We start from the raw sequence: 22,648 nt of genomic DNA, 5'->3' as shown, positions 1-22,648 counted from the left end.
GGCGCGTGGCCGGATTTACTGCGTGACGATCGGCGAAGCCTGGCCGGCGGCCTGGGCCTGCTGCTGTTCGAACATGGCCTGGAAGTTGATCTCGGCCAGGTGCACAGGCGGGAAGCCGCCGCGCTGGATAACGTCGGCCACGTTGCCGCGCAGGTACGGGTAGACGATCTGCGGGCAGGCGATGCCGAGGATCGGGCCCATCTGGTCTTCCGGCAGGTTGCGGATCTCGAAGATACCGGCCTGCTTGGCCTCGACCAGGAACACGGTCTTGTCGCCGATCTTGGTCTGGACGGTGGCCGACACGGTGATCTCGAAGATGCCGTCGGTCACGGGCTGGGCGTCGACGCCGAGCTGGATGTCGACCGTCGGCTGCTCCTGCTCCAGCAGGATGGCCGGCGAATTGGGCTGTTCGAGCGACAAGTCCTTCAGGTAGACGCGCTGGATCTGGAAAACGGGGTCTTGGGATTGCTGGTCGGCCATGGCTCTAACTTTCGAGGATCAAAACAAGGCCCGCCCGGGAAATGCTCCCGCAGCGGGCTTCTGAGGGGTCAGCCGGCGATTATCGCCCGGCCGCAAGGCAGGCCGGCGACAGGCTCAGGCGCCTTGCAACAGCGGCGTCAGGCCGCCGCGGCCGTCGAGCGCGATCAGGTCGTCGCAGCCGCCGACGTGGGTCTCGCCGATGAAGATCTGCGGCACCGTGCGCCGGCGCGTGAGGTCCATCATGGTGGCGCGCGCCTGGGGATCGCTGTCGATGCGGATCTCTTCGATCTGCTCGACGCCCTTGGACTTGAGGATTTGCTTCGCGCGAATGCAGTACGGGCAAACGGCGGTGGTGTACATCTTGACGGCTTGCATCGGGGCTATTTCGTGGAGGGTTCAGGCCTTTTCAAGCGGCAGGTTAGCGTCTTTCCAGGATTTGAGTCCGCCGGCGACGGCTTGGGCCTGTTCGTAGCCGAGCTTCTTGGCGGTCGCCACGGCGCGCTGGGCCCGCGCACCCGTTGCGCAGACAAGCAACAAAGGCAACGACTTGTTCTTGACCGCGCCCGGCAGCTTCTGCTCGAGCTGGTTCAGCGGCACGTTCTTGGCGCCGGTCACGTGGCCGGCGGCGAACTCTTCCGGCTCGCGGACGTCGACCACCACCGCACGCTCGCGATTGATCAGCTGCACCGCGCCCTGCGCCGTGAGCGAACCGGCGTTGGCGCCGCGCACCATCGGCCATGCCAGCATGCCGCCCGAGCTGAGCGCAATCAGGATCAGCATCCAGTTGTCGACAATGAATTTCACGGTGTTCCTTGAGTGGCAAACCCCGGATTTTAGAATGTCGGCTTTCCGAACGCGTTCCCAAAGGCCTCTCCCATGCACAAACTGGTACTGATCCGCCACGGCGAATCGACCTGGAATCTCGAAAACCGCTTCACCGGCTGGACCGATGTCGACCTCACGCCGACCGGCGTCGAGCAGGCCAAGCAGGCCGGCCGGCTGCTCAAGGCCGAGGGCTACGACTTCGATGTGGCCTACACCAGCGTGCTCAAGCGCGCCACCCGCACGCTCTGGCACACGCTCGACGAGCTCGACCGCACCTGGCTGCCCGTGATTCATTCCTGGCGCCTCAACGAGCGCCACTACGGCGGCCTGCAGGGCCTGAACAAGGCCGAGACGGCCAAGAAGTACGGCGACGAGCAGGTGCTGGTCTGGCGCCGCAGCTACGGCACGCCGCCGCCGCCGCTGGAACCCAACGATCCGCGCAGCGAGCGCGGCGATGTCCGCTACGCCAAGCTGGCCCCGGAGCAGGTGCCGCTGACCGAATGCCTCAAGGACACGGTGGCCCGGGTGCTGCCGTTCTGGAACGAATCGATGGCGCCGGCGATCCGCGCCGGCCGGCGGCTGGTGGTGGCGGCGCACGGCAATTCGATCCGGGCGCTGGTGAAATACCTCGACGGCATCTCCGACGACGCCATCGTGGGCCTGAACATCCCCAACGGCATTCCGCTGGTCTACGAACTCGACGACGAACTCAAGCCGCTGCGCCACTACTATCTGGGCGACGCCGACGCCGCCGAAAAGGCCGTGGCCGCCGTGGCGTCGCAGGCCAAGGCGTAACAAATATTCTTAATTTGTTCAAAGGGTCGCGGAACCCCGGCAGACAACTTGCTTCCAAGCTGTGTATATTGGTTTGACAGGCGACAAGGACACTTTCACATGGGCCAGAAAATGAAGATCACCGGCTGGGTCGCCGCGGGCGCCTTTGCCGGCGTGCTGACCACCGTCTCGTTACAAACCGTTGCGCGCGGATCGCTGGCTCCCCTGCCGCTCGAGGAATTGCAGCAACTGGCTGCGGTGTTCGGCATGGTCAAGAGCGACTACGTCGAACCGGTGGACGAGAAGAAGCTGATCTCGGACGCGATCTCGGGCATGGTCGCCGGGCTCGACCCGCATTCGCAGTACTTCGACAAGAAGTCGTTCAAGGAATTCCGCGAAGGCACGACCGGCCGCTTCGTCGGCGTCGGCATCGAGATCTCCCAGGAAGACGGCCTGATCAAGGTGGTGTCGCCGATCGAGGGTTCGCCCGCCTTCCGCGCCGGCCTCAAGCCGAACGACCTGATCACCAAGATCGACGACACCGCGGTGCGCGGCCTGTCGCTCAACGAGGCCGTCAAGCGCATGCGCGGCGAGGCCAACACCAAGGTGCTGCTGACGATCTTCCGCAAGGACGAGAACCGCACCTTCCCGGTCACGATCACCCGCGAGGAGATCCGCACCCAGTCGGTCCGCGGCAAGGTCATGGAGCCGGGCTACGCCTGGATCCGCCTGTCGCAGTTCCAGGAACGCACGGTCGACGACTTCGTCAAGAAGGTCGAAGAGATCTACAAGCAGGACCCGAACCTCAAGGGCCTGGTGCTCGACCTGCGCAACGACCCGGGCGGCCTGCTCGACGCCGCGGTCGCGATCTCGGCCGCCTTCCTGCCCGAGAACGTCACGGTGGTGTCGACCGACGGCCAGTTGGCCGAGAGCAAGTCGATCTACAAGGCGGCGCCCGAGTTCTACCAGCGCCGCGCCGGCAGCGACCCGCTGCGCAATCTGCCCGCCGCGCTCAAGACCGTGCCGCTGGTGGTGCTGGTCAACGAAGGTTCCGCCTCGGCCAGCGAGATCGTCGCCGGCGCCCTGCAGGACCACAAGCGCGCCACCATCATGGGCAGCCAGACCTTCGGCAAGGGCTCGGTGCAGACCGTGCGGCCCCTGGGCCCGGACACCGGCCTCAAGATCACGACCGCGCGCTACTACACGCCGAGCGGCACCTCGATCCAGGCCAAGGGCATCGTGCCCAACGTGCTGGTCGACGAGAGCGCCGAGGGCAGCCCCTTCGCCGCCCTGCGCATGCGCGAGGCCGACCTCGAGAAGCACCTGGCCAGCGGCCAGGGCCCCGAGAGCAAGGACCCCGAGCGCGAGAAGGCCCGCGACGAGGCCCGCAAGCGCCTCGAGGAAGAAGCGAAGAAGCCGCCGCAGGACCGCAAGGTGCCCGAGTTCGGCGCCACCGACGACTTCGCGCTGGCGCAGGCCGTCAAGAGCCTGAAGGGCCAGCCGGTGCTGGTCAGCAAGACCCAGGTCATCGTCGACAACAAGGAAGAGAAGAAGGACAACTGATCCCGGGCAGGCTCCCCAGGGGGCCCTCCCCGGCGCTCGGTTGCGCGCGGCGCATGGAAGACCAGGACCTGCTGCGCTATTCGCGCCACATCCTGCTGGAGGAATTCGGCATCGACGGCCAGGCGCGCGTGAGCGCCGCCCATGCGCTGGTGATCGGCGCCGGCGGACTCGGCTCGCCCGCCCTGCTCTACCTGGCGGCGGCCGGCGTCGGGCGCATTTCGGTGGTCGACGACGACGACCTCGACCTCACCAACCTCCAGCGCCAGATCGCGCACGCCACCGCCCGCGTCGGCATGCCGAAGGTCGAGTCGGCGGCCGAGGCGATGCGCGCCATCAACCCCGAGATCCGGATCGAGACCCACCGCCTGCGCGCCGACGCCGGCCTGCTCGACCGCCTGGTGGCCGGCGCCGACGTGGTGCTCGACTGCTGCGACAACTTCGCCACCCGCCAGGCGGTGAACCGCGCCTGCGTCGCCCATCGCAAGCCGCTGGTGGCCGGGGCGGCGATCCGCTTCGACGGCCAGCTCAGCGTTTACGACACCCGCGATCCGGCCTCGCCCTGCTACGCCTGCCTGTTCCCGCCGGAGGCCGAGTTCGAGGAAACCCGCTGCGCCGTGCTGGGCGTCTTCGCGCCGGTGGTCGGCACCATCGGCACCCTGCAGGCCAGCGAGGCCTTGAAGCTGCTGGCGGGCATCACGCCGTCGCTGGCGGGTCGGCTGCTGATGTTCGACGGCCGGCGCACGGCTTTCGACACGCTGGGCGTCGCGCGCGACCCCGCCTGCGGCGTGTGCGGCCACCGCCCGCCAGCGCCCTGAGCGCCTGCTCAGCTGCCGCTCGCCGGGGTCGGCTGCTGCTTGGCCTTGGCGGCGCCCGCCTTGGCGGCGCGCGATGACGGCGTCTTGGCCTCGGCCAGCACTTCGGTGCAGTCCGCATCCTTGCCCGGGCCGGTCTCGACCGTCGCGGCCAGCGCCAGCAGCGGATTGATCGCCGCCAGCGCCAGCGCCGCGGCGCCGCGGGCCGCCAGCGGCGCGACCTCCACGCCGGCCTTCGGCGCCGCGAAGGTGCCGCGCACCCGCAGCGGCGTGCGCAGCGCCAGGATGCTCTTGTCCTTCGGCTCCTGCTTGACGCTGAGGTCCATGCGCTCGTCGGCCAGGTTGATGCTGCCGGTGCCATTGAACACCGTGTCGCTGGTGTCGAACAGCAGGGTGCGGCCGGTCATCACGCCTTTCTCCACGTCGAAGGCCACGGCAGCGCAGCGCAGTTCCACGTTGTGGTCGCCTTCGAGCAGGAACTTGATGATCTCGCCGCCGTCGAGACCGAGGAACTCGAGCAGCAGGTTGCTGAACTGGCCGCGCCCGGTGAGCCCCGCGACGTCGCCGGAAGAGTTGGCCAGCCAGGCCGCCACCGAGTTGCCGCGCCCGGACAAGTTGATCCGGCCGTCGAGCTTTCCAAAACTGGTCTTCAGGGTTTCGACCTTCGGAATGAGCCGATTGAGCTGCATCCCGCGGATATCGAGCGCCGCGCGGATGTCGGCCGGGTTCTGCGTTGCATCGATGCGGATCGCGCCGGCGATCCGGCCGCTGGCCACGCCGAGATCGAGCGGGTCGAGGGTCAGCACGCCGTCCTTCAACTTGACCTGCACGCTGCCCTTGTCCAGCGGCAGCTCGCGCACGTTCTGGATCCGCTCCGCGGTGTAGCTGACATCGGCGTTCATGGCCCGCAGCCGCTCGAAATCCAGGGACGCGTCCGGCAGCACCTTGCGCGCGGGGTCGTCGCGCTTGCGCTTGTCGAGCTGGGCGATGCTGGGCGGTGCGGCCACGCCCTCGACCGCGTTGGCCGAGCGGGCGGTTGGCGGCAACCCGATCAGCGGGCCCAGATCGTCCATGTCCATGACCCGCGAGCGCAGCGTGCCGCCCAGGTGCGGCACCTGCTGCGACTTGTCGAACTGCATGTCGCCGCCGATGTCCGACAGGCCCAAGCGGCCCTTCAAGCCGCGCACTTCCCAGAGCGCGCCGTTCTTGCGCAGATTGCCGCTCAATGCGTAAGGGGGCGTCTGAGGCAGCGCGATGCCCAGGGCCGGATAGAGGCGGCCCAGGTTCGGCCCCCGCATCTCGATCTGGGCATCGAGGCCGTCGAGGTCGGCCAGCTCGGCCACCGTCCCCTTGCCCTTCAGGCGGGTCTGGGCGACCTTCAGGTCGATCTCGATCGGAAACGGCGGCTGCCCCACCGAAGTCAGCTGCAAGACGTTGCCGGTGCGTCCCACCGCGGACATCGGCTGCCCCCGATAGCGGCCCTTGATCTGGTAGTCGAGCGGCAAGTCGCCGCGGCTGCTGTCGAAGCTGAAATCCGCGTGCAGGTCGAGCGCCTGCGCCTGGGCAAGGAAGTCGACGCTGCCGCCGTCGACCTGGATCAGGCCGATGACCGGGATGGTGCCCGGGTCGGCACTGTCCTTGCCGAGCGCCCATGTCTTGCGGCCGTCCGCCTCCATTTCGAGTCCGAGCGAAGGGCCGCTCAGCATCAGTCGCGGCAGCACGATGCGGCGGCGCAGCAACTCCCAGAAGCGGATGTCGAACTCGGCCTTGTCGGCCCGAACCAGATAGGGGTCCCGGGCCCACGCAGGGTTGGCGAACTCGATGCCGTCGATCTTGACGGTCGCCTGCCGCCAGCCCAGGGAAACGTCCAGATGGCGCGTGATCTCGAACTTTCGCCCCGTCTTCTCGCTCACGTAGCGGTTGACCGGTTCGCGCAGCGTGTCCCACGGGAAAAAGGCCGCCAGCAGCACGAAGGCGGCGACGAGTCCCAGAACCAGCGCGCCGACCGCCACCCAGCGCCGACGGCGCGGCGGGGAGGCGACGGGCGCGGCGGTCATGGGCATCAGTCGATGGGCGAGCCCGTATGCACCGCGGTGACGCTCTGGGCAACCTCGCTCACGCCGACGGCAGCGATCCCTGCGGCAGCCGCCATCGTGGCGGCCTCGGCCAGTCGCAACTCTGCCATTGCCGGCTCCCCGCCAGCGACTGCAACACCGCCGGCAAGTGCCAGCAGAGCGATCGCGATGGAACCCCAGATGATATTCATGACCGCACCTTGCAGGATTGTGGAATGGACGGCGGGCTGCCGCCAGTGGATGCAAGCATGAATGCCGGTGCGCCGGCGACGGGTCGGCGGCCGAGCGCAAACGCTGTACGGCGTCGCCTACGGGTGCATTCCCATCGGCGCGTAAGAACCCGCCTACAGCCGCAGGCCGCGCAAACCTTCATCATGCGGACGGATAAATCCGTAGCATTGCCACTGCAGGCTTTCCTTGGGGACAATCCAGTCCAGCAAGGCGCGCCCGGGGGACAGCGGTTCTCATGGACCCAAGATTGAAAACCTACATCGTCGAAGACAACGTCACGATCCGAGAGAACCTCGTCGGCACTTTGGAAGAGCTCACGTGCATTTCGGCCATCGGATTTGCAGAGACCGAGTCCGAGGCCAGCCAATGGCTGACCGACCATGCCGACGACTGGGAGCTGGCGATCGTCGATCTGTTCCTGAAGCAGGGCAGCGGGCTGGGCGTGCTGCAGACCTGCCGCGCGCGCCGGCCGAACCAGAAGGTGGTGGTGCTCAGCAACTACGCCACCCCCGACATCCGCAAACGCTGCGCCCAGTTCGGCGTCGATGCGGTGTTCGACAAATCCAACGAGATCGACGGGCTGATCGACTTCTGCATCGAGCAGTCGTCGGCGCCGCGAGTCTCGCAGAACAGCTCCTGACCGACGCGGGGCGCAGGTTCAATCGATCAGCTTGTTCTTCAGCGCGTAGTAGGTCAGGTCGCTGTTCGATGAAAGATTCATCTTCTCCATCAGCCGCGTCCGGTAGGTGCTCACCGTCTTCACCGACAGCGACAGCGTCTTGGCGATGTCGCCCGCGGTTTCGCCCTTGGCCAGCTTGAGGAACACCTGAAACTCCCGCTCCGACAGTTGCTCGTGCGGCGCCGCGTCGTCCTTGCGGTCGAGTTGGCGCGCCAGCAGTTCGGCCACCGCCGGCGTGATGTAGCGCCGGCCGAGCGAGATGGTGCGGATCGCATTGACGATCTCGATCGGATCGCACTCCTTGTTCAGGTAGCCGCTGGCGCCCTGGCGAATCAGGTTCATCGCGTAGTGCTCTTCCGGATAGCCGCTGAGGATCAGGATGCCGACGTCGGGCGCCTTGGCGCGGATCATCGCCAGGGCGTCGATCCCGCTTTGGCCAGGCATCGAGAGGTCCATCACCAACACGTCGAGCTCGGTGGTCCGCACCAGCTCGATCGCCTCGCGGCCGCTGGCCGCCTCACCCACCACCCGCAGGTCGACATGCTCCGAGAAGAACTGCCGCAAGCCGGAGCGCACGATGGCGTGGTCGTCCACAATTCCGATCTTGATCATCTGTTACCTTCGTCTTTGTTTCGCGGCCTTTTGCGTCGCAACATGCCGGTCCCTGGTCGGATCCGATTATTCCCGAATTTGATCTGCAGGCATTGCTCGGAGACCTCATGCGCTGGTTAGCTTTTCCCAAGATGGCCCTCGGCCTGGCGCTCGCCGCCCTGGCGGCGCTGGCGCTGGTGGGCATCAACGAGGCAGGCTACCAGCAGTCGCACCGCGCCCTGCAGGATGTCGGCGACGCGCAGAAGGCCCGCGGCCTGCTCAACCTGGTGCTGCAGAACGTCCTCGATGCCGAAACGGGCCAGCGGGGCTTTCTGCTGACAGGGGAAGCCCGCTACCGCGAACCCTATGACCTCGCCGTCAAGCAGGTGGAGGGCAACCTGGCCACGCTCCAGGGCCTTTACGCCAGGCGCCCCACCGAGCTGACGCGGGTGGGCGAACTCTCCAAGCACGTGGCGCGCAAGCTCGCCGAAATGGAGATGAGCGTGCGCCTGCGCCAGAGCGGCAACGAGGACGCCTGGAAGTTCGTCATCACCACCGACGTCGGCCGCGAGGAGATGGAGGCCATCCGCCAGCAGGTCGGGCAGCTGATCGCGATCAGCAACGAAGAGCTGACGCGCAGCCAGCTCCAGATCGCCCGCTCGCTGCGCCTGGCTCGCATCGGCATCACCCTGGTCACGCTGGCAGGGCTGCTGGCGTTCTACCTCTACCTGCGCCAGACCCATGCGCTGCGCCTGGTTGGCGAGCGGCAGCAGGAGGCCCTGCAGCGCGAGCGCAACGCGCTCGAAGGCGAGGTGCGCGAGCGCACGGCGACGCTGGGCGAACTCGCCACCCACCTGCAGCAGGTGCGCGAATCGGAGCGCGGTTTCCTGGCGCGCGAGCTGCACGACGAACTGGGCTCGCTGCTGACGGCCGCCAAGCTGGACGTCGCGCGCCTGAAATCCAGGCTCAGCGATTCGCCCGACGCCACCCAGCGGCTGCAGCACCTGAACGAGCTGCTCAACAGCGGCATCGCGCTCAAGCGCCGGATCATCGAGGACCTGCGCCCTTCGTCGCTGTCCAACCTGGGTCTGGTTGCTTCGCTGGAAATCCTCGGCCGCGAATTCGCCGAGCAGTCGGGCATGGAGATCGAGATGGTGCTGGAGCCGGTCGACCTCGACGAGGACAACCAGCTGACGGCCTACCGGATGGTGCAGGAGAGCCTGACCAACATCGGCAAGTACGCGCAGGCCAGCGAGGCCAGCATCGTCATGAAGAACTACGGCAACCACGTGGTGGTCGAGGTGGTCGACAACGGCAAGGGCTTCGACACCCGGCACGCCCGTCCGTCGACGCATGGCCTGGCCGGCATGCGGCACCGGGTCGAAGCCGCCAAGGGCAAGCTCAGCGTGGCGTCGACGCCCGGCCAGGGCACCCACCTGAGCGCGATCCTGCCGGCCAGGCAGGCCTGACGCAACGGGCTGCGCGGCCCCGGCGCGCGCCCTTTCGGTTCTCTCCTACGCCCCCAGGCCGCTGCTGCTGACAGGGTCCCGGCGACCATCCCCTTAACGTGGATGCCAGGCCGTTCGGGACGCGAACGCGCTGGTTTTCACACCCACGGGGCCTTCCCTCGAAAAGGAGTCAGCATGTTGCACTACGCCGTCGTGTTCCTGGTCATCGCCTTGATCGCCGCGCTGTTCGGCTTCGGCGGCATCGCGGCCAGTGCCGTGGGCATCGCGAAGATCCTCTTCGTCATCTTCCTCGTCCTGGCGCTCGTGAGCTTCATCGCGGGCTTGATGCGACGCGGCTAGCGTCGTTACGATGGACAGGTCAAACAATCAACTTTCGGAAGGACTCATTTCATGAACACGAACACCAAGACGCCCGCACAGCTCGCCGAGGATGCGCGCCAGACGGCCAACGACGCGATCGACACCACGCGGGCCTATGCGCAGAACGCGGTCAATGCGGCCGGCGAGAAGGTGCGCGACCTGCGTCGCGATGCCGAACCGGCCGTGGAGCAGCTGGCGGCGCGGGTCCAGCAGGCCGTGCAGCGCGGCCTCGATGCCGCCTCGACCACCAGCGCCCGGGCCCAGCGACGCCTGGAGGCCGCCGCCGATGTCACCGGCAAGTACATCGCCGACCAGCCGGTTCGCTCGGTGCTTGTCGCCGCCGCGGCCGGGGCCGCCATCACGGCGCTGATCGTCCTCGCGAGCCGCCGTCGCGACGATTACTGAACCCCCGCACCGGCCGCCGCAGCACCATGTTCCATCCCATTGTCTCCACGGTGCTCGGTCACCCGGAACTCGTCGCCGAGCATCTCGCCAACTACGGGGCGCTGATCCGGGAGGAATCCCAGGCTGCGAGCCAGGGGCTCATCTCGAAGCTAATGGCCGGCGTGATCGCGGCTGTCAGCGGCATGCTGGCGCTGGGCCTGATCGGCGTTGCCGTGATGCTCGGCGTGCTGCATGGCAGCTTCCATTGGGTCTTGGCGGCGGTGCCCGGGGTGGCGGTCTTCATTGCCTTGGTCTCGGCGCTCGTCGCAGCGCGGCCCCGGCCTTTTCATGCCTTCGCCGACCTGCGCACTCAGCTCGACGCGGACGTACGGGCGCTGCGGGTGGCCGGAGAACGCCATGGCCGCTGAACACCAGCTTCTGACCGCCCAGCAACGGCTGGCGCTATCTCGCCGGGCCTTGGTCGCCCAGTTGCAAGGAGATCACCCTGAGCCGGCCAGGGACGAGTTGTACGCCTTGCCCGCACCTTCGGTCCGTCCGGCCGCCTTCGACCACTTCGCCTGGTCTTCGGTGGCCCGCGGGGTGGTGCGCCGCTGGTGGCGCCGGCATCCGGCGAATGCGGCCGGCCAGCTCGCGCGCCCGTTGCTCGATCGCTATGCGCGCGAGCAGCCGGCCAAGCTGGTCGGCGCGGCCGCCGCCGCAGGTGCCCTGGTGGTGCTGGTCAAGCCGTGGCGATTGCTCTCGATCACCGCGGTGCTCGCCGCGGTCGTCAAGACATCCGACGTCGCCGACATGGTGACGACGCTGATGCAGAAAAACGCAAACCCACGAAAGGATCCTCCATGACCTCCGCCGTCAAAGAACGCCATGAACCCCTGAAGCTCGACCAGGCCGCGATCGACAAGGCCTCCTCGAGCCTCGACGAAGGCGCAGTGACCCCCAGCTACGGGCCCTGGCGCGACGACATCGTCAAGCTGCTCAACGACGCCCTGGCCACCGAGCTGGTCTGCGTGTTGCGCTACAAGCGCCACTATTTCACCGCCAGCGGCGAGGCCTCGCCGGCCATCGCCGATGAATTCCTGGTCCATGCCAACGAAGAGTCCGCGCACGCGGACAAGATCGCCGAGCGCATCGTGCAGCTCGGCGGCGAGCCCGACTTCAATCCCCAGAGCCTGCAAGGCCGCAGCCACGCGCAATACGACGCGTCGCTCGAACTGCAGGCGATGGTGCGCGCCAACCTGGTGGCCGAGCGCATCGCGATCGAAACCTATCGCCAGATGATCGTCCTGATCGGCGACAAGGATCCGACGACCCGTCGCATGCTGGAGGAGATCCTGAGCGACGAGGAAGAGCACGCCGACGAACTGAAGGACTGGCTCGGCCACTGATCGCGTTGCCGCAGCCAGCAAAAAGCCCGGGCAACCGGGCTTTTTTGCTGGACGCCGCAGCGCGGCTACATCTTCACCTGGAGCTTGTTGTCGACCGTGCTCACGCCCTTGACGGACTTCGCGATCTCCTCGGCACGCGCCTTGGCGGCGGCGTTGGGGGCGGGTCCGCTCAACGTCACCTGGCCGCCCTTGGTGTCGACGTCGATCTTGATCGCACTCAGGTCCGGATCCTTGGCCAGGCCCGTCGATACGGCCGCCGTGATCGATGCATCGTCCACGGCGCCGGCCACCGATGCCGCGGCCGATTCCGTCTTGGCCTTCGCATCGGCGCCGGCCTGCTCGGTCTTGGCGGTGGCCGAGTCGACCTTCTTGCCCATGGTGTCGCCGTCGGTCTTGTTGCAGGCACCCAAGGCCAGAACACCGGCGGCCAGAAGCAACGCCAGCGCGCCGCGTCCGCTGGGTGTGTTCGATGGGGTCATGGATGGCTCCTTTCGCACGGTCACGGGTTCTGGGGATCGCTCTTCAGGGCGTCCTTGGTCTTTTCCTTCACGTCGCCATAGGTCTTCTGCACCTTGCCGGCGGCCTGGTCGACCAGGCCCTCGGTCTGCAGCTTGTCGCTGCCCGTCACCTTGCCCGCGACTTCCTTGATCTTGCCCTTGGCCTCTTCGACGCGGCCCGACACTTGGTCCTTGTTCATGGCGTTTCCTTCGCAAAATGGATGAATCGGTGGTTCGACCGAACCACTGCCTTCAATCTAGTGCGACGCCGCTGTCGCCACGGCGGGCAGCGGCTCGTCCTGCTGTAGGACCAGGGGAAGTCAGGCCGTCACGATCCAGCCCTCGACCGGGTCGATGGCCTCCGGCAGCCCGTAGCCGGGGCCCGGGCGGCTGTCGCGGCGGGCCTGGGCCCAGGCCGCCTGCATGAGGCACAAGACGGCGTCGAGACGGTCGCCCGTGGCGTCGGCGAGCAACGCCTCGCGCGCGCCCGGCGCCAGCGCGAGCCGCAGGCGGAGCCTTCCGCAGCCCCGCTCCAGCGCGGCCAGCAGGTCGGCGCGCGCCTGCTGGCGCTCGACGGTCTGGCGAGGCGCCGCATCGCTCTTGTAGCTGCGCCGGCCGATCAGTTCGCGCGCCAGCAAGCCCGGGTAGGCCTCCAACGCGATGCGCGACGCGCCCGCCACCCGCCCCGGCGGGTGCAGGCCGGGCAGTGCGGCGCCGGCGGCCAGCAACCGCGGCACGCCGGCATGCAGCATGAACGCCACCGGCGGATTGACCCATTTCATCGAGGGGCTGGATCCGGCCGGGCCATCGGTCTGCCGGTGCGCGAACTTCCCGCCGCTCGGCCGGGCGGCGCAGAAGGCCGCGAAAGTGCGTCGGATCTCGTCGCGCCCGAGGCCGGCATAGTGGGCGATCAGCGCCTCCCACGCCAGCGGCCAGCCGAGTTGCACCACCAGCTCGCGCGGCAGTCCGAACGGGAGATCGAAGGCACCCACCCAGGCCGGGAGCGTGCGCAGCCAGTGCCCCCAGGCGTCGAGCGCGGCGAAGGACTCGAAGCCAGCCAGGTCCACCCGGCTGCCGCAGGCCGCGCCGAGCGCGACCACGATCGGCTTGCGCGCCGTCGGCGCGCTCGAGAAATCGCAGCCGAGCAGTGGCGCTGCAGATGCGGAGGGTGGCACCCGCAGACCGGGGATTTCAGTGGCGCCCGACGATGGCGGCGGTGGCCATCAGTTCCTCGAGCAGCGCCAGCGAGACCTTGCCCGACACCGCGTACGGGTCGAGCTCCGGCCGCTCCGAGTACTTGAGCAGGGTCGAGGCGTTGAGCTTCGACAGGTTGACCTGGCCCATGGTCCAGCCGCCGAAGCGGCGCTCGGAGATTTCTTCGTAGTGCAGCAACACCACGTCCTTGTGGCGCGGATCGCGCTGGATGTGGCCGTAGAGCTCGCTGATGGCCACCCGGCCACCCTCGATGGCCTGCAGGAACACGCCGGCCCCGTAGCAGAGGATGCCGGTGACGCCGCAGGCGGTGTTGTGCGAGCGCGATTGGGCGAGGATGGCCTCGATGGCACCCTGGCTGGTGTCCACCGCGCGGCTGGCGTAGAGAAGGCGTACGAGCATGGTGTGTCCGGCTCAGCGCTTGCGCGGAAGGAGGGAGAGGAATTCGCGCCGCAGGTTGGGGTCCTTCAGGAAGACGCCGCGCATGACCGAGTTGATCATCTTGCTGTCCATCTCCTTGACGCCGCGCCACTGCATGCAGAAGTGCTCGGCCTCGACCACCAGCGCCAGGCCGTCGGGCTGGGTCTTTTCCTGGATCAGGTCGGCCAGCTGCACCACGGCTTCTTCCTGGATCTGGGGCCGGCCCATGACCCATTCGGCCAGCCGCGCGTACTTCGACAGGCCGATCACGTTGGTCTTCTCGTTCGGCATGACGCCGATCCAGAGCTTGCCGATGATCGGGCAGAAATGGTGCGAGCAGGCGCTGCGCACCGTGATCGGGCCGACGATCATCAGCTCGTTGAGGTGCTCCGCATTGGGGAACTCGGTCAGCGAGGGCGGCGGCACATAGCGGCCCTTGAAGACCTCGTTGACGTACATCTTGGCGACGCGGCGGGCCGTGTTGCCGGTGTTGTGGTCGTTGTCGAGATCGATCACCAGGCTCTCGAGCACGTCCTTCATCTTGCCCTCGACCTCGTCGAGCAGCCCTTCGAGTTCGCCGGGCTCGATGAATTCGGCGATGTTGTCGTTGGCGTTGAAACGCTTGCGGGCAGCGAGGAGACGCTCGCGAATCTTCACGGACACGGGCGTGCCCTCGTCTTCATCCCCTGCGGCGGGGCGCGGTACGGCGTCGATGGTCCTGAGCATGCGCCATCGTATCAGCGAATGGATTCCCACAAGCTCCCTAAGGCGCCCTCCCCGCCTGCCGAGGCAGCTATTGTTTTGATAGCGAAAAGTCGGTCACCAGCGGCAGGTGGTCGGACATGCGGGCCCAGATCGGGCCGCGCGGCACCACGCAGGCGACTGGCTCGACCTGGCGTCCGTAGATGAAGTCGAGCTGCGCGACCGGCAGCCGCGAGGGGTAGGTCAGCGTCCGCGGCCCGCGCAGGTCGCTGGAGTCGCGCATGCCCATGGCGTTCATCGCATAGCGCATGCGCGCACCCCAGTCGTTGAAATCGCCGGCCACCACCAGCGCCTCGCCCGGCGGGATCTCGCGCTCGACGAACTCGCGCAGCTGCGCGATCTGGCGGATCCGGCTGCCCTTGATCAGGCCCAGATGCACCACGATGGTGTGCACCGTGCGGCCGTCGAGGTCGATCGCCACGTGCAGCATTCCGCGCTGCTCGAAGCGGTGGTCCGAGATGTCCTGGTGGGTCTTGCGCAGCACCGGCCAGCGCGTGAGCAGCGCGTTGCCGTGCTCCCCATGCTTGGTGATCGCATTGGTCTCGTAGACTGCCGTGTAGCCCTCCGGGGCAAGGAAGTCCGCCTGCGGCAGCTCCGGCCAGCGATGGAAGCGCGCGGCCGCCTGGCGGTTCACCTTGCGGACTTCCTGGAGGCAGACGATATCGGCGTCCAGCTGCTCGATCGCATGGCCGAGGTTGTGGATCTCCAGCCGCCTGGCGGGGCCGATGCCCTGCACGCCCTTGTGGATGTTGTAGGTGGCTACGCGGAAGCTGGTCGCCGGAGGATTCATCACGCAAATTGTGGCAGCAGCAGGATGGCCGCGGCGTTGGTGGAGGAAAAAGTGGCCGCTGCCGCCTCCCGGTAGGGCAGCCAGCGCCAGGCCGTGTGCTCGCAAGGATCGAGCCGCGGCGCCAGCGGCGCCGGCAGGCAGAGGCTGAACAGGTGCTCGGTGTTGGCGCGCACGCCCGGCGCGTAGCGGGCGCGCCAGCGCGGCAGGATCGGGTAGACGTTGCGCCGCTGCCAGTCGAGCAGCCGCGGCGCCAGCGGGCTGCCCTCGCCGCACGGGATGCCGGTCTCTTCCTCGACCTCGCGCGCGGCGGTGCGCGCCAGCGGCTCGTCGTCGAAGTCCTTGCTGCCGGTGACCGACTGCCAGAGCTCGTCGTCGCCGGTGCGCCGGATCAGCAGGACCTCGAGCGCCGGCGTGTGGATCACGACCAGCACCGACTCGGGGATCTTGAACCGGGGACCGTCCATCACACGCCGCTGATCACTGCATCGAGGGCAGCGACGAGTTCATTGGCCTGGGCCATGCAGCGTCTGCCAAGGGCGCAGAACCTCGCCGAAGACCCCGATGCGTTCGGGCAACGCGTTCTGGGCCGCGATCCAGCAGGTTTCGTTGAACTCGTGCTGGCCAGCATCCGTCGACTTCGCCAGCGCCAGCGTCTCGGGCTCGCGTGCGGCCTGTCCGAGGCAGTCGAATTGGCTTCTTGCTTCAGTCGTACTGATCTGCATGAAGAATCCCGTTCACGAGCGATCAGCCATTCTAGCCATCGGCTCAGGGGCAAAAAAAGAGCGCCCGAAGGCGCCCCTGGTCTGCTGCCGCCGTGCACCTCAGGCGGCTTGCGGCGCGTTGCGCAGCTTGATGTGCAGCTCGCGCAGCTGCTTCTCGTCGACCGGGCTCGGCGCCTGCGTCAGCAGGTCCTGGGCGCGCTGGGTCTTCGGGAAGGCGATCACGTCGCGGATCGACTCGGCGCCGGTCATGAGCATCACCAGGCGGTCGAGGCCGATCGCGATGCCGCCGTGCGGCGGCGCACCGTACTGCAGCGCGTCCAGCAGGAAGCCGAACTTCAGCTGCGCGTCCTCGGCGCTGATCTTGAGCGCGCGGAACACCTTGCTCTGCACTTCTTCGCGATGGATACGGACCGAGCCGCCCCCCATCTCGATGCCGTTGAGCACCATGTCGTAGGCCTTGGCGATGCACTTCTCGGGCGCCGTGTCCATCAGATCCTCGTGGCCATCCTTGGGCGCGGTGAACGGATGGTGCACCGCCGACCAGCGCTGGCCTTCCTCGTCGAACTCGAACATCGGGAAGTCGACCACCCAGAGCGGCGCCCAGCGGTCGTCGAACAGGCCGTTCTTCTTGCCGAAGGCACTGTGGCCGATCTTGACGCGCAGCGCGCCGATGGCGTCGTTGACGACCTTTTCCTTGTCGGCACCGAAGAACAGGATGTCGCCGTTGCGGGCGCCGGTGCGGGCGATGATCTCGGCCAGGGTGCCGTCGTCGAGGTTCTTGACGATCGGGCTCTGCAGGCCTTCGCGGCCCAGCGCCGCGTCGTTGACCTTGATGTAGGCCAGGCCCTTGGCGCCGTAGATCTTGACGAATTCCTGGTAGCCGTCGATCTCGCCGCGCGACAGGCCGCCCTCGCCGCCGCCGCCCGGCACGCGCAGCGCCACGACGCGGCCGCCGGCCATGGTGGCGGCATTGGAGAACACCTTGAACTCGACCCGCTTCATGAGCTCGGTGAGCTCGGTGAACTCGAGCTTGACGCGCAGGTCGGGCTTGTCGGAGCCGTACTTGAACATCGCGTCGGCGTAGCTCATGGTCGGGAACACCGGCAGATCGATGGCCGCGGCATTGCGGAACACGTTGCGGATCATGCCTTCGAACATCTCGCGGATCTCCTCCTCCGACAGGAACGAGGTCTCGATGTCGATCTGCGTGAACTCGGGCTGGCGGTCGGCGCGCAGGTCCTCGTCGCGGAAGCACTTGACGATCTGGTAGTAGCGGTCGTAGCCGGCCACCATCAGCAGCTGCTTGAACAGCTGCGGCGACTGCGGCAGCGCGAAGAAGCTGCCGTCGTGCACGCGGCTGGGCACCAGGTAGTCGCGCGCGCCCTCGGGCGTCGACTTGCCGAGCATCGGCGTCTCGATGTCGATGAAGCCGTTGGCGTCGAGGAACTTGCGCGCCTCCATCGTGACCTTGTAGCGCAGCATCATGTTGCGCTGCATCGCCGGACGGCGCAGGTCGAGCACACGGTGCGTGAGGCGGGTGGTTTCCGAGAGGTTGTCGTCGTCGAGCAGGAACGGCGGCGTCACCGAAGGGTTGAGCACCTTCATCTCGTGGCAAAGCACTTCGATCTTGCCGCTCTTGAGGTTGTCGTTGACCGTGCCTTCGGGGCGCGCGCGCACCAGGCCCGTGACCTGCACGCAGAACTCGTTGCGCAGGCCTTCGGCGGCGGCGAAGGTGGCGGCGCGATCGGGATCGCAGACCACCTGCACGTAGCCTTCGCGGTCGCGCAGGTCGATGAAGATCACGCCGCCGTGGTCACGCCGGCGGTTGACCCAGCCGCACAGGCTGACGGTCTGTCCGAGCAGGGCTTCGGTCACGAGACCGCAATAGATTGAACGCATGGCCATAGATGGTTTCCCCGGCGCCGCATGGGCGCATTTTTATTTGATCGCGATCGTCGCGGGGCCGCCAGGAACGACCACCCCCATCGACACGATGTACTTGAGCGCGTCGTCCACGCTCATCTTGAGTTCGATGCAGTCGCTGCGCTTGAGCATCACGAAATAGCCGCCCGTCGGGTTGGGCGTGGTCGGCACGTAGACGCCGAGATAGTCACCGCCGCCCAGGTGGCCGACCACCTCGTGGCCGGGCGTGCCGGTCACGAAGGCGATGGTCCAGGCGCCTTCGCGCGGCCACTCGATCAGCACCGCGGTGCGGAAGGCATTGCCGTTCTCGGAGAACAGCGTGTCGGAGACCTGCTTGACGCTGGAGTAGATGGAGCGCACCACCGGGATGCGCCGCACCACGGCATCGCCCCAGCCGAGCAGGCGCTTGCCGACGAAATTGCTCGCGATGGCGCCGACCGACAGCAGGATGCCCAGGGTCAGCAGCACGCCCAGGCCGCGCACCTTGTGCTCGTTCAGGTACTGTTGCCACGTCTCGGGCAGCAGCCACAGCGTCTGGTCGAGGGTGCCGATGATCCAGTTCAGCACGCCCAGCGTGATGACCAGCGGCACGATGACCAGCAAGCCGGAGAGCAGCCATTTGCGCAGCGCGAGCATGGCGGGGCGCCTCAGTCGCTGCCTGAAGAGGCGGCCGGGGCCGGGGCCGGTGCCGCGGCGGGCGCCGGGGCGCTGGCGGGCGCGGGGGCCGGCGCCGCGGCCGAGCCGTCGACCGGTGCGGCGGCCGGGGGGGCAGCCGTCTTGTCGGCGCCATCGCCGCCCTTCTTGCCGCCGCCGTCGCGGAAATCGGTCACGTACCAGCCCGAGCCCTTGAGCTGGAAGCCGGCGGCCGTGAGCTGCTTGCTGAACGCGCTCGCGCCGCAAGCCGGGCAGTCCGAGAGCGGCGCGTCGGACATTTTCTGCAGCACGTCCTTGGCAAAGCCGCAGGCGCCGCACTTGTAGGCGTAGATAGGCATGGGATTGGGAAGCGAAAGGAGCGGCCGGCGGCCGCTCGCAAAGCCCTCGATTATAAGGGCGCCCCGCCCCCAGGGCGCGCGGGGGTCAGGCCGGGTCGACCGCCAGCGGCCGATGCGGCGTGCGGGTGTTGGACACCCACTGCGGCGCCAGCGAGCCGGCCACCATGCCGCCGAACGAAGCCAGCAGGCCGGCCAGCTGGGCCGGGAACTCCTTGCCCCACGGCAGGCCGAGGAACAGCAGCCAGGTCCCGATCCCCAGCACCACGGCGGCCACGGCGCCCTGGGTGGTCGCGCGCTGCCAGTAGAGGCCGCACACCAGGGGCACGAAGGCACCCACCAGCGGCACCTGGTAGGCCCCGGACACCAGTTCGTAGATCGGGGTGCCCTGCATGCGGATCGCATAGGCCAGCACCGCCGCGCTGAACACCAGCACCGTGATGCGCATCGTCATCAGGTTCGACTTGTCGCTGCCGGCGGGCCGGAACTGGCGCCAGATGTTCTCGGTGAAGGTCACGCTGGGCGCCAGCAGGGTGGCCGAGGCGGTCGACTTGATGGCCGACAGCAGCGCGCCGAAGAACAGCACCTGCATCACGAAGGGCATCTTCTGCAGCACCAGCGTCGGCAGCACCTTCTGCGGATCGTCCTTGAGCAGGTCGGCGGTCTCGGCCGGCATGATCAGCAGCGCGCTGGCCACCAGGAACATCGGCACGAAGGCGAACAGGATGTAGGCGATGCCGCCGATGACCGGGCCGCGCGTGGCCGACTTGACGCTGTTGGCCGACATGACGCGCTGGAACACGTCCTGCTGCGGGATCGAGCCCAGCATCATGGTGATCGCGGCGGCGAAGAAGAAGACCATGTCCTTGTAGCTCGGCTCCGGCCAGAACCTGAACAGGTCCTTGCTGACCGCGAAGGCCACCACCTTGTCGGCACCGCCGGCCATGTGGCCGGCGAAGACCGCGATCACGGCCAACCCCAGCACCAGGATGATCATCTGGATGAAATCGGTGACCGCGACCGACCACATGCCGCCGAACAGGGTGTAGGCCAGGATCGAGACGACGCCGATCACCATGCCCAGCGAGACCCCGATCGCGCCGCCCGAGAGCACGTTGAACACCAGGCCCAGCGCCGTGACCTGGGCCGACACCCAGCCCAGGTAGCTCAGCATGATGATCAGCGAGCAGGCGATCTCGATGGTGCGGCCGAAGCGCTCGCGGTAGTAGTCGCTGATGGTCAGCAGCGTCATGCGATAGAGCTTGCCGGCAAAGAACAGGCCGACCAGGATCAGGCAGGTGCCGGCGCCGAACGGGTCTTCGATCACGCCGTTGAGCCCGCCTTCGATGAACTTGGCCGGGATCCCGAGCACGGTCTCGGAGCCGAACCAGGTGGCGAAGGTGGTCGTGACGATCATGTAGAGCGGCAGGTGCCGGCCGGCGATCGCGAAGTCGGTGGTGTTCTTCACCCGCCGGGCCGCATACAGGCCGATGGCGATGGTGACCAGCAGGTAGACGAAGACCAGGGTCAGCAACACGGCAGCAATTCCTTCCTCAGAAAAGACGCACGCGCACCAGCACCTGCATCGCGATCAAGCCCAATACAAATCCCATGCCACCGTAGATGATCGCCTGCAGCAGCCGGTTGGTCCGCTTCTGGGCGGCCAGCAGTTCGAGCAGTTCGCGCCGGTGGTCCGGGGGGCGATTTTCCAGGAAATCGTGCATCAGCCGCGGCAGCTGCGGCAGCAATTTGGCATAACGCGGCGCCTCGGCGCGCAGCTGCTCGAGCAGCTTGCGGGGGCCGATCTGGTCGGTCATCCACTTCTCGAGGAAGGGTTTGGCGGTGTGCCAGAGGTCGAGTTCGGGATCGAGCTGGCGGCCCAGGCCTTCGATGTTGAGCAGGGTCTTCTGCAGCAGCACCAGCTGCGGCTGGATCTCGACCTGGAAGCGGCGCGAGGTCTGGAACAGGCGCATCAGCACCATCCCCAGTGAGATCTCCTTCAGCGGCCGGTCGAAGTAGGGCTCGCACACGGTGCGGATGGCCGCCTCGAGTTCGTCGATGCGGGTGCCGTGCGGGACCCAGCCGCTCTCCAGGTGCAGCTCGGCCACCCTCTTGTAGTCGCGGCGGAAGAAGGCGACGAAGTTCTGCGCCAGGTACTCCTTGTCCGACTCGGTCAGCGTGCCGATGATGCCGAAGTCGAGCGACACGTAGCGCCCGAAGCTGTCCGGCTCCAGGCTGACCTGGATGTTGCCGGGATGCATGTCGGCATGGAAGAAGCCGTCGCGGAACACCTGGGTGAAGAAGATCGTGACGCCGTCGCGCGCCAGCTTCGGGATGTCGACGCCGGCCGCGCGCAGGCGGTCGAGCTGGGCGATCGGCACGCCCTTCATGCGCTCCATCACCATCACTTCCGGGTGGCAGAAGTCCCAATACATCTCGGGGATCAGCACCAGCTTGAGCTTCTCCATGTTGCGCCGCAGCTGGGCCGCGTTGGCCGCCTCGCGCACCAGGTCGAGCTCGTCGTGCAGGTACTTGTCGAACTCGGCCACCACCTCGCGCGGCTTCAGGCGCTTGCCGTCGGCCGACAGGCCCTCGACCCAGCCGGCCATCATGGCCATCAGCGCCAGGTCCTTCTCGATCACGTCGCGCATGCCCGGGCGCAGCACCTTGACCGCCGCGTCGCGCACCGAGCCGTCGGCCAGGCGGACGGTGGCAAAGTGCACCTGGGCGATCGACGCGCTGGCCACCGGCGTCTCGTCGAACTGCACGAAGATGTCGCTCACCGGGCGCCGGAAGGCGCGCTCGATGGTGGCGATCGCCACCTTGGACGGGAACGGCGGCACCCGGTCCTGCAGCCAGGCCAGCTCGTCGGCGATGTCCGGCGGCAGCAGGTCGCGCCGGGTCGACAGCACCTGGCCGAACTTGACGAAGATCGGGCCCAGCCGTTCGAGCGCCTCGCGCAGCCGCTGGCCGCGCGGCGCGTCGAGGTTGCGCCCGACCGAGACGATGCGTGCGACCACCCGCAGCCAGGGCTTCTGGAAGCTGGTGAGGACGAGTTCGTCGAGGCCGTAGCGCAGTGCGACCCAGACGATGAAGGCGCCGCGGTAGATCCGCCTCATTCGGCTGCAGACCCGCCGGCCTTGCCCGGACGTTGGCCGACGAACTGCCGCAGCGCATCCACCACGCGGCGAGCCCCGGTCGCGACGGTGTGCGCGGGCACGTCGCCGATGGCGCGCGCCAGGTCGTCCTCGACGTCCCAGCGCACGTGGTCGACCAGCCAGTTGATCTCGGCCGCCAGCTGCACGTCGCCCTCGATGCGCACCGCCGGCTTCTCGCCCGAGAAGGCGGCGCGGGCCAGGCCGAAAGGCGAGGTCTCGGTGACGGTCAGCGTGAGTTCGGCGACGGCGCCTTCGGGCGCCAGGTCGAGCAGTCCGGCCGGCGTGGGGACGAACTGCATCGTGACGAAGCGCCACTCGAACTTCACCACCCGGCCCTGCAGCCGCAGCAGGCGCTGCTGGGCTTCGGGCTCCTGCTGGAGCACGTGGTTGAGGAACAGGACGGCGCGGTGCTGGATCTCGTGGACCGCCCACTCCGGCGGCTGCAGGCGGCTGCCGACGCGGTTCGCGAGGTCTTCCAGAAAAGCAAATGGGGACGATGGTGTAACCATGTCCCCATTATTCCCGC

Annotated in this window: 30 protein-coding genes; 10 read left to right on the top strand and 20 right to left on the bottom strand. The window is 67.6% G+C overall.

What is annotated here, in order from left to right:
- Nucleotides 1–15: 15 nt before the first annotated feature.
- The 3 genes from secB to QTI33_RS06265 form a co-directional block, all read right to left on the bottom strand.
- Entirely contained in the window at nt 16–480 is a 465-nt protein-coding gene (gene secB, locus QTI33_RS06275; protein ID WP_286504920.1) for a protein-export chaperone SecB, read from the bottom strand.
- Nucleotides 481–594: 114 nt separating this feature from the next.
- Nucleotides 595–855 (bottom strand): glutaredoxin 3, encoded by a 261-nt coding sequence (grxC, locus tag QTI33_RS06270; protein ID WP_286504919.1) that lies wholly within the window; start codon nt 853–855, stop codon nt 595–597.
- 21 nt (nt 856–876) lie between these two features.
- On the bottom strand, nt 877–1,284 hold the full coding sequence (locus QTI33_RS06265; protein ID WP_286504918.1) for a rhodanese-like domain-containing protein: 408 nt from the start codon (nt 1,282–1,284) through the stop codon (nt 877–879).
- A 72-nt stretch (nt 1,285–1,356) separates the two neighbouring features.
- Here QTI33_RS06265 and gpmA point away from each other — a divergent pair, with 72 nt between their 5' ends.
- From gpmA to QTI33_RS06250, 3 genes are all read left to right on the top strand, one after another.
- The gene (gene gpmA, locus QTI33_RS06260; protein WP_286504917.1) at nt 1,357–2,100 is read left to right on the top strand and encodes a 2,3-diphosphoglycerate-dependent phosphoglycerate mutase; all 744 of its coding nucleotides are present in this window, start codon (nt 1,357–1,359) and stop codon (nt 2,098–2,100) included.
- Nucleotides 2,101–2,199: 99 nt separating this feature from the next.
- Complete coding sequence (locus tag QTI33_RS06255; protein ID WP_286504916.1) at nt 2,200–3,642, top strand: S41 family peptidase; 1,443 nt, start codon at nt 2,200–2,202, stop codon at nt 3,640–3,642.
- 53 nt (nt 3,643–3,695) lie between these two features.
- Nucleotides 3,696–4,457: a HesA/MoeB/ThiF family protein gene (locus tag QTI33_RS06250; RefSeq protein ID WP_286504915.1), complete on the top strand. Its 762-nt coding sequence runs from the start codon at nt 3,696–3,698 to the stop codon at nt 4,455–4,457.
- 8 nt (nt 4,458–4,465) lie between these two features.
- On the opposite strand, the gene QTI33_RS06245 is transcribed toward QTI33_RS06250, so the two are convergent.
- Nucleotides 4,466–6,511: an AsmA family protein gene (locus QTI33_RS06245; RefSeq protein WP_286504914.1), complete on the bottom strand. Its 2,046-nt coding sequence runs from the start codon at nt 6,509–6,511 to the stop codon at nt 4,466–4,468.
- Between the two features lie 5 nt (nt 6,512–6,516).
- Nucleotides 6,517–6,720 carry a hypothetical protein gene (locus tag QTI33_RS06240; RefSeq protein WP_286504913.1) on the bottom strand — a complete coding sequence of 68 codons (204 nt, stop codon included), beginning with the start codon at nt 6,718–6,720 and terminating at the stop codon, nt 6,517–6,519.
- A gap of 275 nt (nt 6,721–6,995) precedes the next feature.
- On the opposite strand from QTI33_RS06240, the gene QTI33_RS06235 reads away from it, so the two are divergent.
- Nucleotides 6,996–7,400, top strand: coding sequence for a response regulator (locus tag QTI33_RS06235; RefSeq protein ID WP_286504912.1), 405 nt, complete (start codon nt 6,996–6,998; stop codon nt 7,398–7,400).
- 18 nt (nt 7,401–7,418) lie between these two features.
- Here the strand turns inward: QTI33_RS06235 and QTI33_RS06230 are convergent, their stop codons facing one another.
- The gene (locus QTI33_RS06230) at nt 7,419–8,051 is read right to left on the bottom strand and encodes a response regulator (RefSeq protein ID WP_028249172.1); all 633 of its coding nucleotides are present in this window, start codon (nt 8,049–8,051) and stop codon (nt 7,419–7,421) included.
- 107 nt (nt 8,052–8,158) lie between these two features.
- Between QTI33_RS06230 and QTI33_RS06225 the strand changes: the two genes are divergently transcribed.
- From QTI33_RS06225 to QTI33_RS06200, 6 genes are all read left to right on the top strand, one after another.
- Nucleotides 8,159–9,499 carry a CHASE3 domain-containing protein gene (locus QTI33_RS06225; RefSeq protein ID WP_444814812.1) on the top strand — a complete coding sequence of 447 codons (1,341 nt, stop codon included), beginning with the start codon at nt 8,159–8,161 and terminating at the stop codon, nt 9,497–9,499.
- A gap of 174 nt (nt 9,500–9,673) precedes the next feature.
- Nucleotides 9,674–9,838 carry a DUF1328 domain-containing protein gene (locus QTI33_RS06220; protein ID WP_286504911.1) on the top strand — a complete coding sequence of 55 codons (165 nt, stop codon included), beginning with the start codon at nt 9,674–9,676 and terminating at the stop codon, nt 9,836–9,838.
- Between the two features lie 51 nt (nt 9,839–9,889).
- Nucleotides 9,890–10,264, top strand: a complete 375-nt coding sequence (locus tag QTI33_RS06215) for a hypothetical protein (RefSeq protein WP_286504910.1) — start codon at nt 9,890–9,892, stop codon at nt 10,262–10,264.
- Between the two features lie 26 nt (nt 10,265–10,290).
- Entirely contained in the window at nt 10,291–10,671 is a 381-nt protein-coding gene (locus tag QTI33_RS06210) for a hypothetical protein (RefSeq protein WP_286504909.1), read from the top strand.
- Nucleotides 10,661–11,107 carry a hypothetical protein gene (locus tag QTI33_RS06205; RefSeq protein ID WP_286504908.1) on the top strand — a complete coding sequence of 149 codons (447 nt, stop codon included), beginning with the start codon at nt 10,661–10,663 and terminating at the stop codon, nt 11,105–11,107. Before QTI33_RS06210 ends, QTI33_RS06205 begins: the two co-directional genes overlap by 11 nt.
- Nucleotides 11,104–11,649: a ferritin-like domain-containing protein gene (locus QTI33_RS06200; RefSeq protein ID WP_286504907.1), complete on the top strand. Its 546-nt coding sequence runs from the start codon at nt 11,104–11,106 to the stop codon at nt 11,647–11,649. The genes QTI33_RS06205 and QTI33_RS06200 overlap by 4 nt, the downstream gene beginning before the upstream one ends.
- 65 nt (nt 11,650–11,714) lie before the next feature.
- Here the strand turns inward: QTI33_RS06200 and QTI33_RS06195 are convergent, their stop codons facing one another.
- The 14 genes from QTI33_RS06195 to QTI33_RS06130 form a co-directional block, all read right to left on the bottom strand.
- A complete protein-coding gene (locus QTI33_RS06195; protein WP_286504906.1) occupies nt 11,715–12,128 on the bottom strand; it encodes a BON domain-containing protein in 414 nt (137 codons plus the stop codon).
- Between the two features lie 20 nt (nt 12,129–12,148).
- The gene (locus QTI33_RS06190) at nt 12,149–12,346 is read right to left on the bottom strand and encodes a CsbD family protein (protein ID WP_286504905.1); all 198 of its coding nucleotides are present in this window, start codon (nt 12,344–12,346) and stop codon (nt 12,149–12,151) included.
- Between the two features lie 120 nt (nt 12,347–12,466).
- A complete protein-coding gene (locus QTI33_RS06185) occupies nt 12,467–13,321 on the bottom strand; it encodes a DUF429 domain-containing protein (RefSeq protein WP_286504904.1) in 855 nt (284 codons plus the stop codon).
- A gap of 16 nt (nt 13,322–13,337) precedes the next feature.
- On the bottom strand, nt 13,338–13,760 hold the full coding sequence (locus QTI33_RS06180; RefSeq protein ID WP_286504903.1) for a BLUF domain-containing protein: 423 nt from the start codon (nt 13,758–13,760) through the stop codon (nt 13,338–13,340).
- A gap of 12 nt (nt 13,761–13,772) precedes the next feature.
- Nucleotides 13,773–14,504, bottom strand: coding sequence for a GTP cyclohydrolase I (folE, locus tag QTI33_RS06175; RefSeq protein WP_286504902.1), 732 nt, complete (start codon nt 14,502–14,504; stop codon nt 13,773–13,775).
- Between the two features lie 67 nt (nt 14,505–14,571).
- On the bottom strand, nt 14,572–15,330 hold the full coding sequence (locus QTI33_RS06170; RefSeq protein WP_286504901.1) for an endonuclease/exonuclease/phosphatase family protein: 759 nt from the start codon (nt 15,328–15,330) through the stop codon (nt 14,572–14,574).
- Nucleotides 15,330–15,794 carry a dihydroneopterin triphosphate diphosphatase gene (gene nudB / locus QTI33_RS06165; RefSeq protein ID WP_286504900.1) on the bottom strand — a complete coding sequence of 155 codons (465 nt, stop codon included), beginning with the start codon at nt 15,792–15,794 and terminating at the stop codon, nt 15,330–15,332. The genes QTI33_RS06170 and nudB overlap by 1 nt, the downstream gene beginning before the upstream one ends.
- Before the next feature lie 39 nt (nt 15,795–15,833).
- Nucleotides 15,834–16,052, bottom strand: a complete 219-nt coding sequence (locus tag QTI33_RS06160) for a prevent-host-death protein (protein ID WP_286504899.1) — start codon at nt 16,050–16,052, stop codon at nt 15,834–15,836.
- A gap of 99 nt (nt 16,053–16,151) precedes the next feature.
- Nucleotides 16,152–17,957: an aspartate--tRNA ligase gene (gene aspS / locus QTI33_RS06155; protein WP_286504898.1), complete on the bottom strand. Its 1,806-nt coding sequence runs from the start codon at nt 17,955–17,957 to the stop codon at nt 16,152–16,154.
- Nucleotides 17,958–17,990: 33 nt separating this feature from the next.
- Nucleotides 17,991–18,611 carry a DUF502 domain-containing protein gene (locus QTI33_RS06150; RefSeq protein WP_286504897.1) on the bottom strand — a complete coding sequence of 207 codons (621 nt, stop codon included), beginning with the start codon at nt 18,609–18,611 and terminating at the stop codon, nt 17,991–17,993.
- A gap of 11 nt (nt 18,612–18,622) precedes the next feature.
- Nucleotides 18,623–18,967 carry an FmdB family zinc ribbon protein gene (locus QTI33_RS06145; RefSeq protein ID WP_286504896.1) on the bottom strand — a complete coding sequence of 115 codons (345 nt, stop codon included), beginning with the start codon at nt 18,965–18,967 and terminating at the stop codon, nt 18,623–18,625.
- A gap of 85 nt (nt 18,968–19,052) precedes the next feature.
- Nucleotides 19,053–20,501, bottom strand: coding sequence for a high affinity choline transporter 1 (locus QTI33_RS06140; RefSeq protein ID WP_286504895.1), 1,449 nt, complete (start codon nt 20,499–20,501; stop codon nt 19,053–19,055).
- A gap of 16 nt (nt 20,502–20,517) precedes the next feature.
- A complete protein-coding gene (ubiB, locus tag QTI33_RS06135) occupies nt 20,518–22,083 on the bottom strand; it encodes a ubiquinone biosynthesis regulatory protein kinase UbiB (protein ID WP_286504894.1) in 1,566 nt (521 codons plus the stop codon).
- On the bottom strand, nt 22,080–22,631 hold the full coding sequence (locus QTI33_RS06130; RefSeq protein WP_286504893.1) for a ubiquinone biosynthesis accessory factor UbiJ: 552 nt from the start codon (nt 22,629–22,631) through the stop codon (nt 22,080–22,082). Before QTI33_RS06130 ends, ubiB begins: the two co-directional genes overlap by 4 nt.
- Nucleotides 22,632–22,648 lie beyond the last annotated feature (17 nt).

It is taken from the genome of Variovorax davisae, assembly GCF_030316845.1.
Classification (GTDB): Bacteria; Pseudomonadota; Gammaproteobacteria; order Burkholderiales; family Burkholderiaceae_C; genus Variovorax; species Variovorax davisae.
This window is presented reverse-complemented; position numbering and strand designations above follow the sequence as displayed.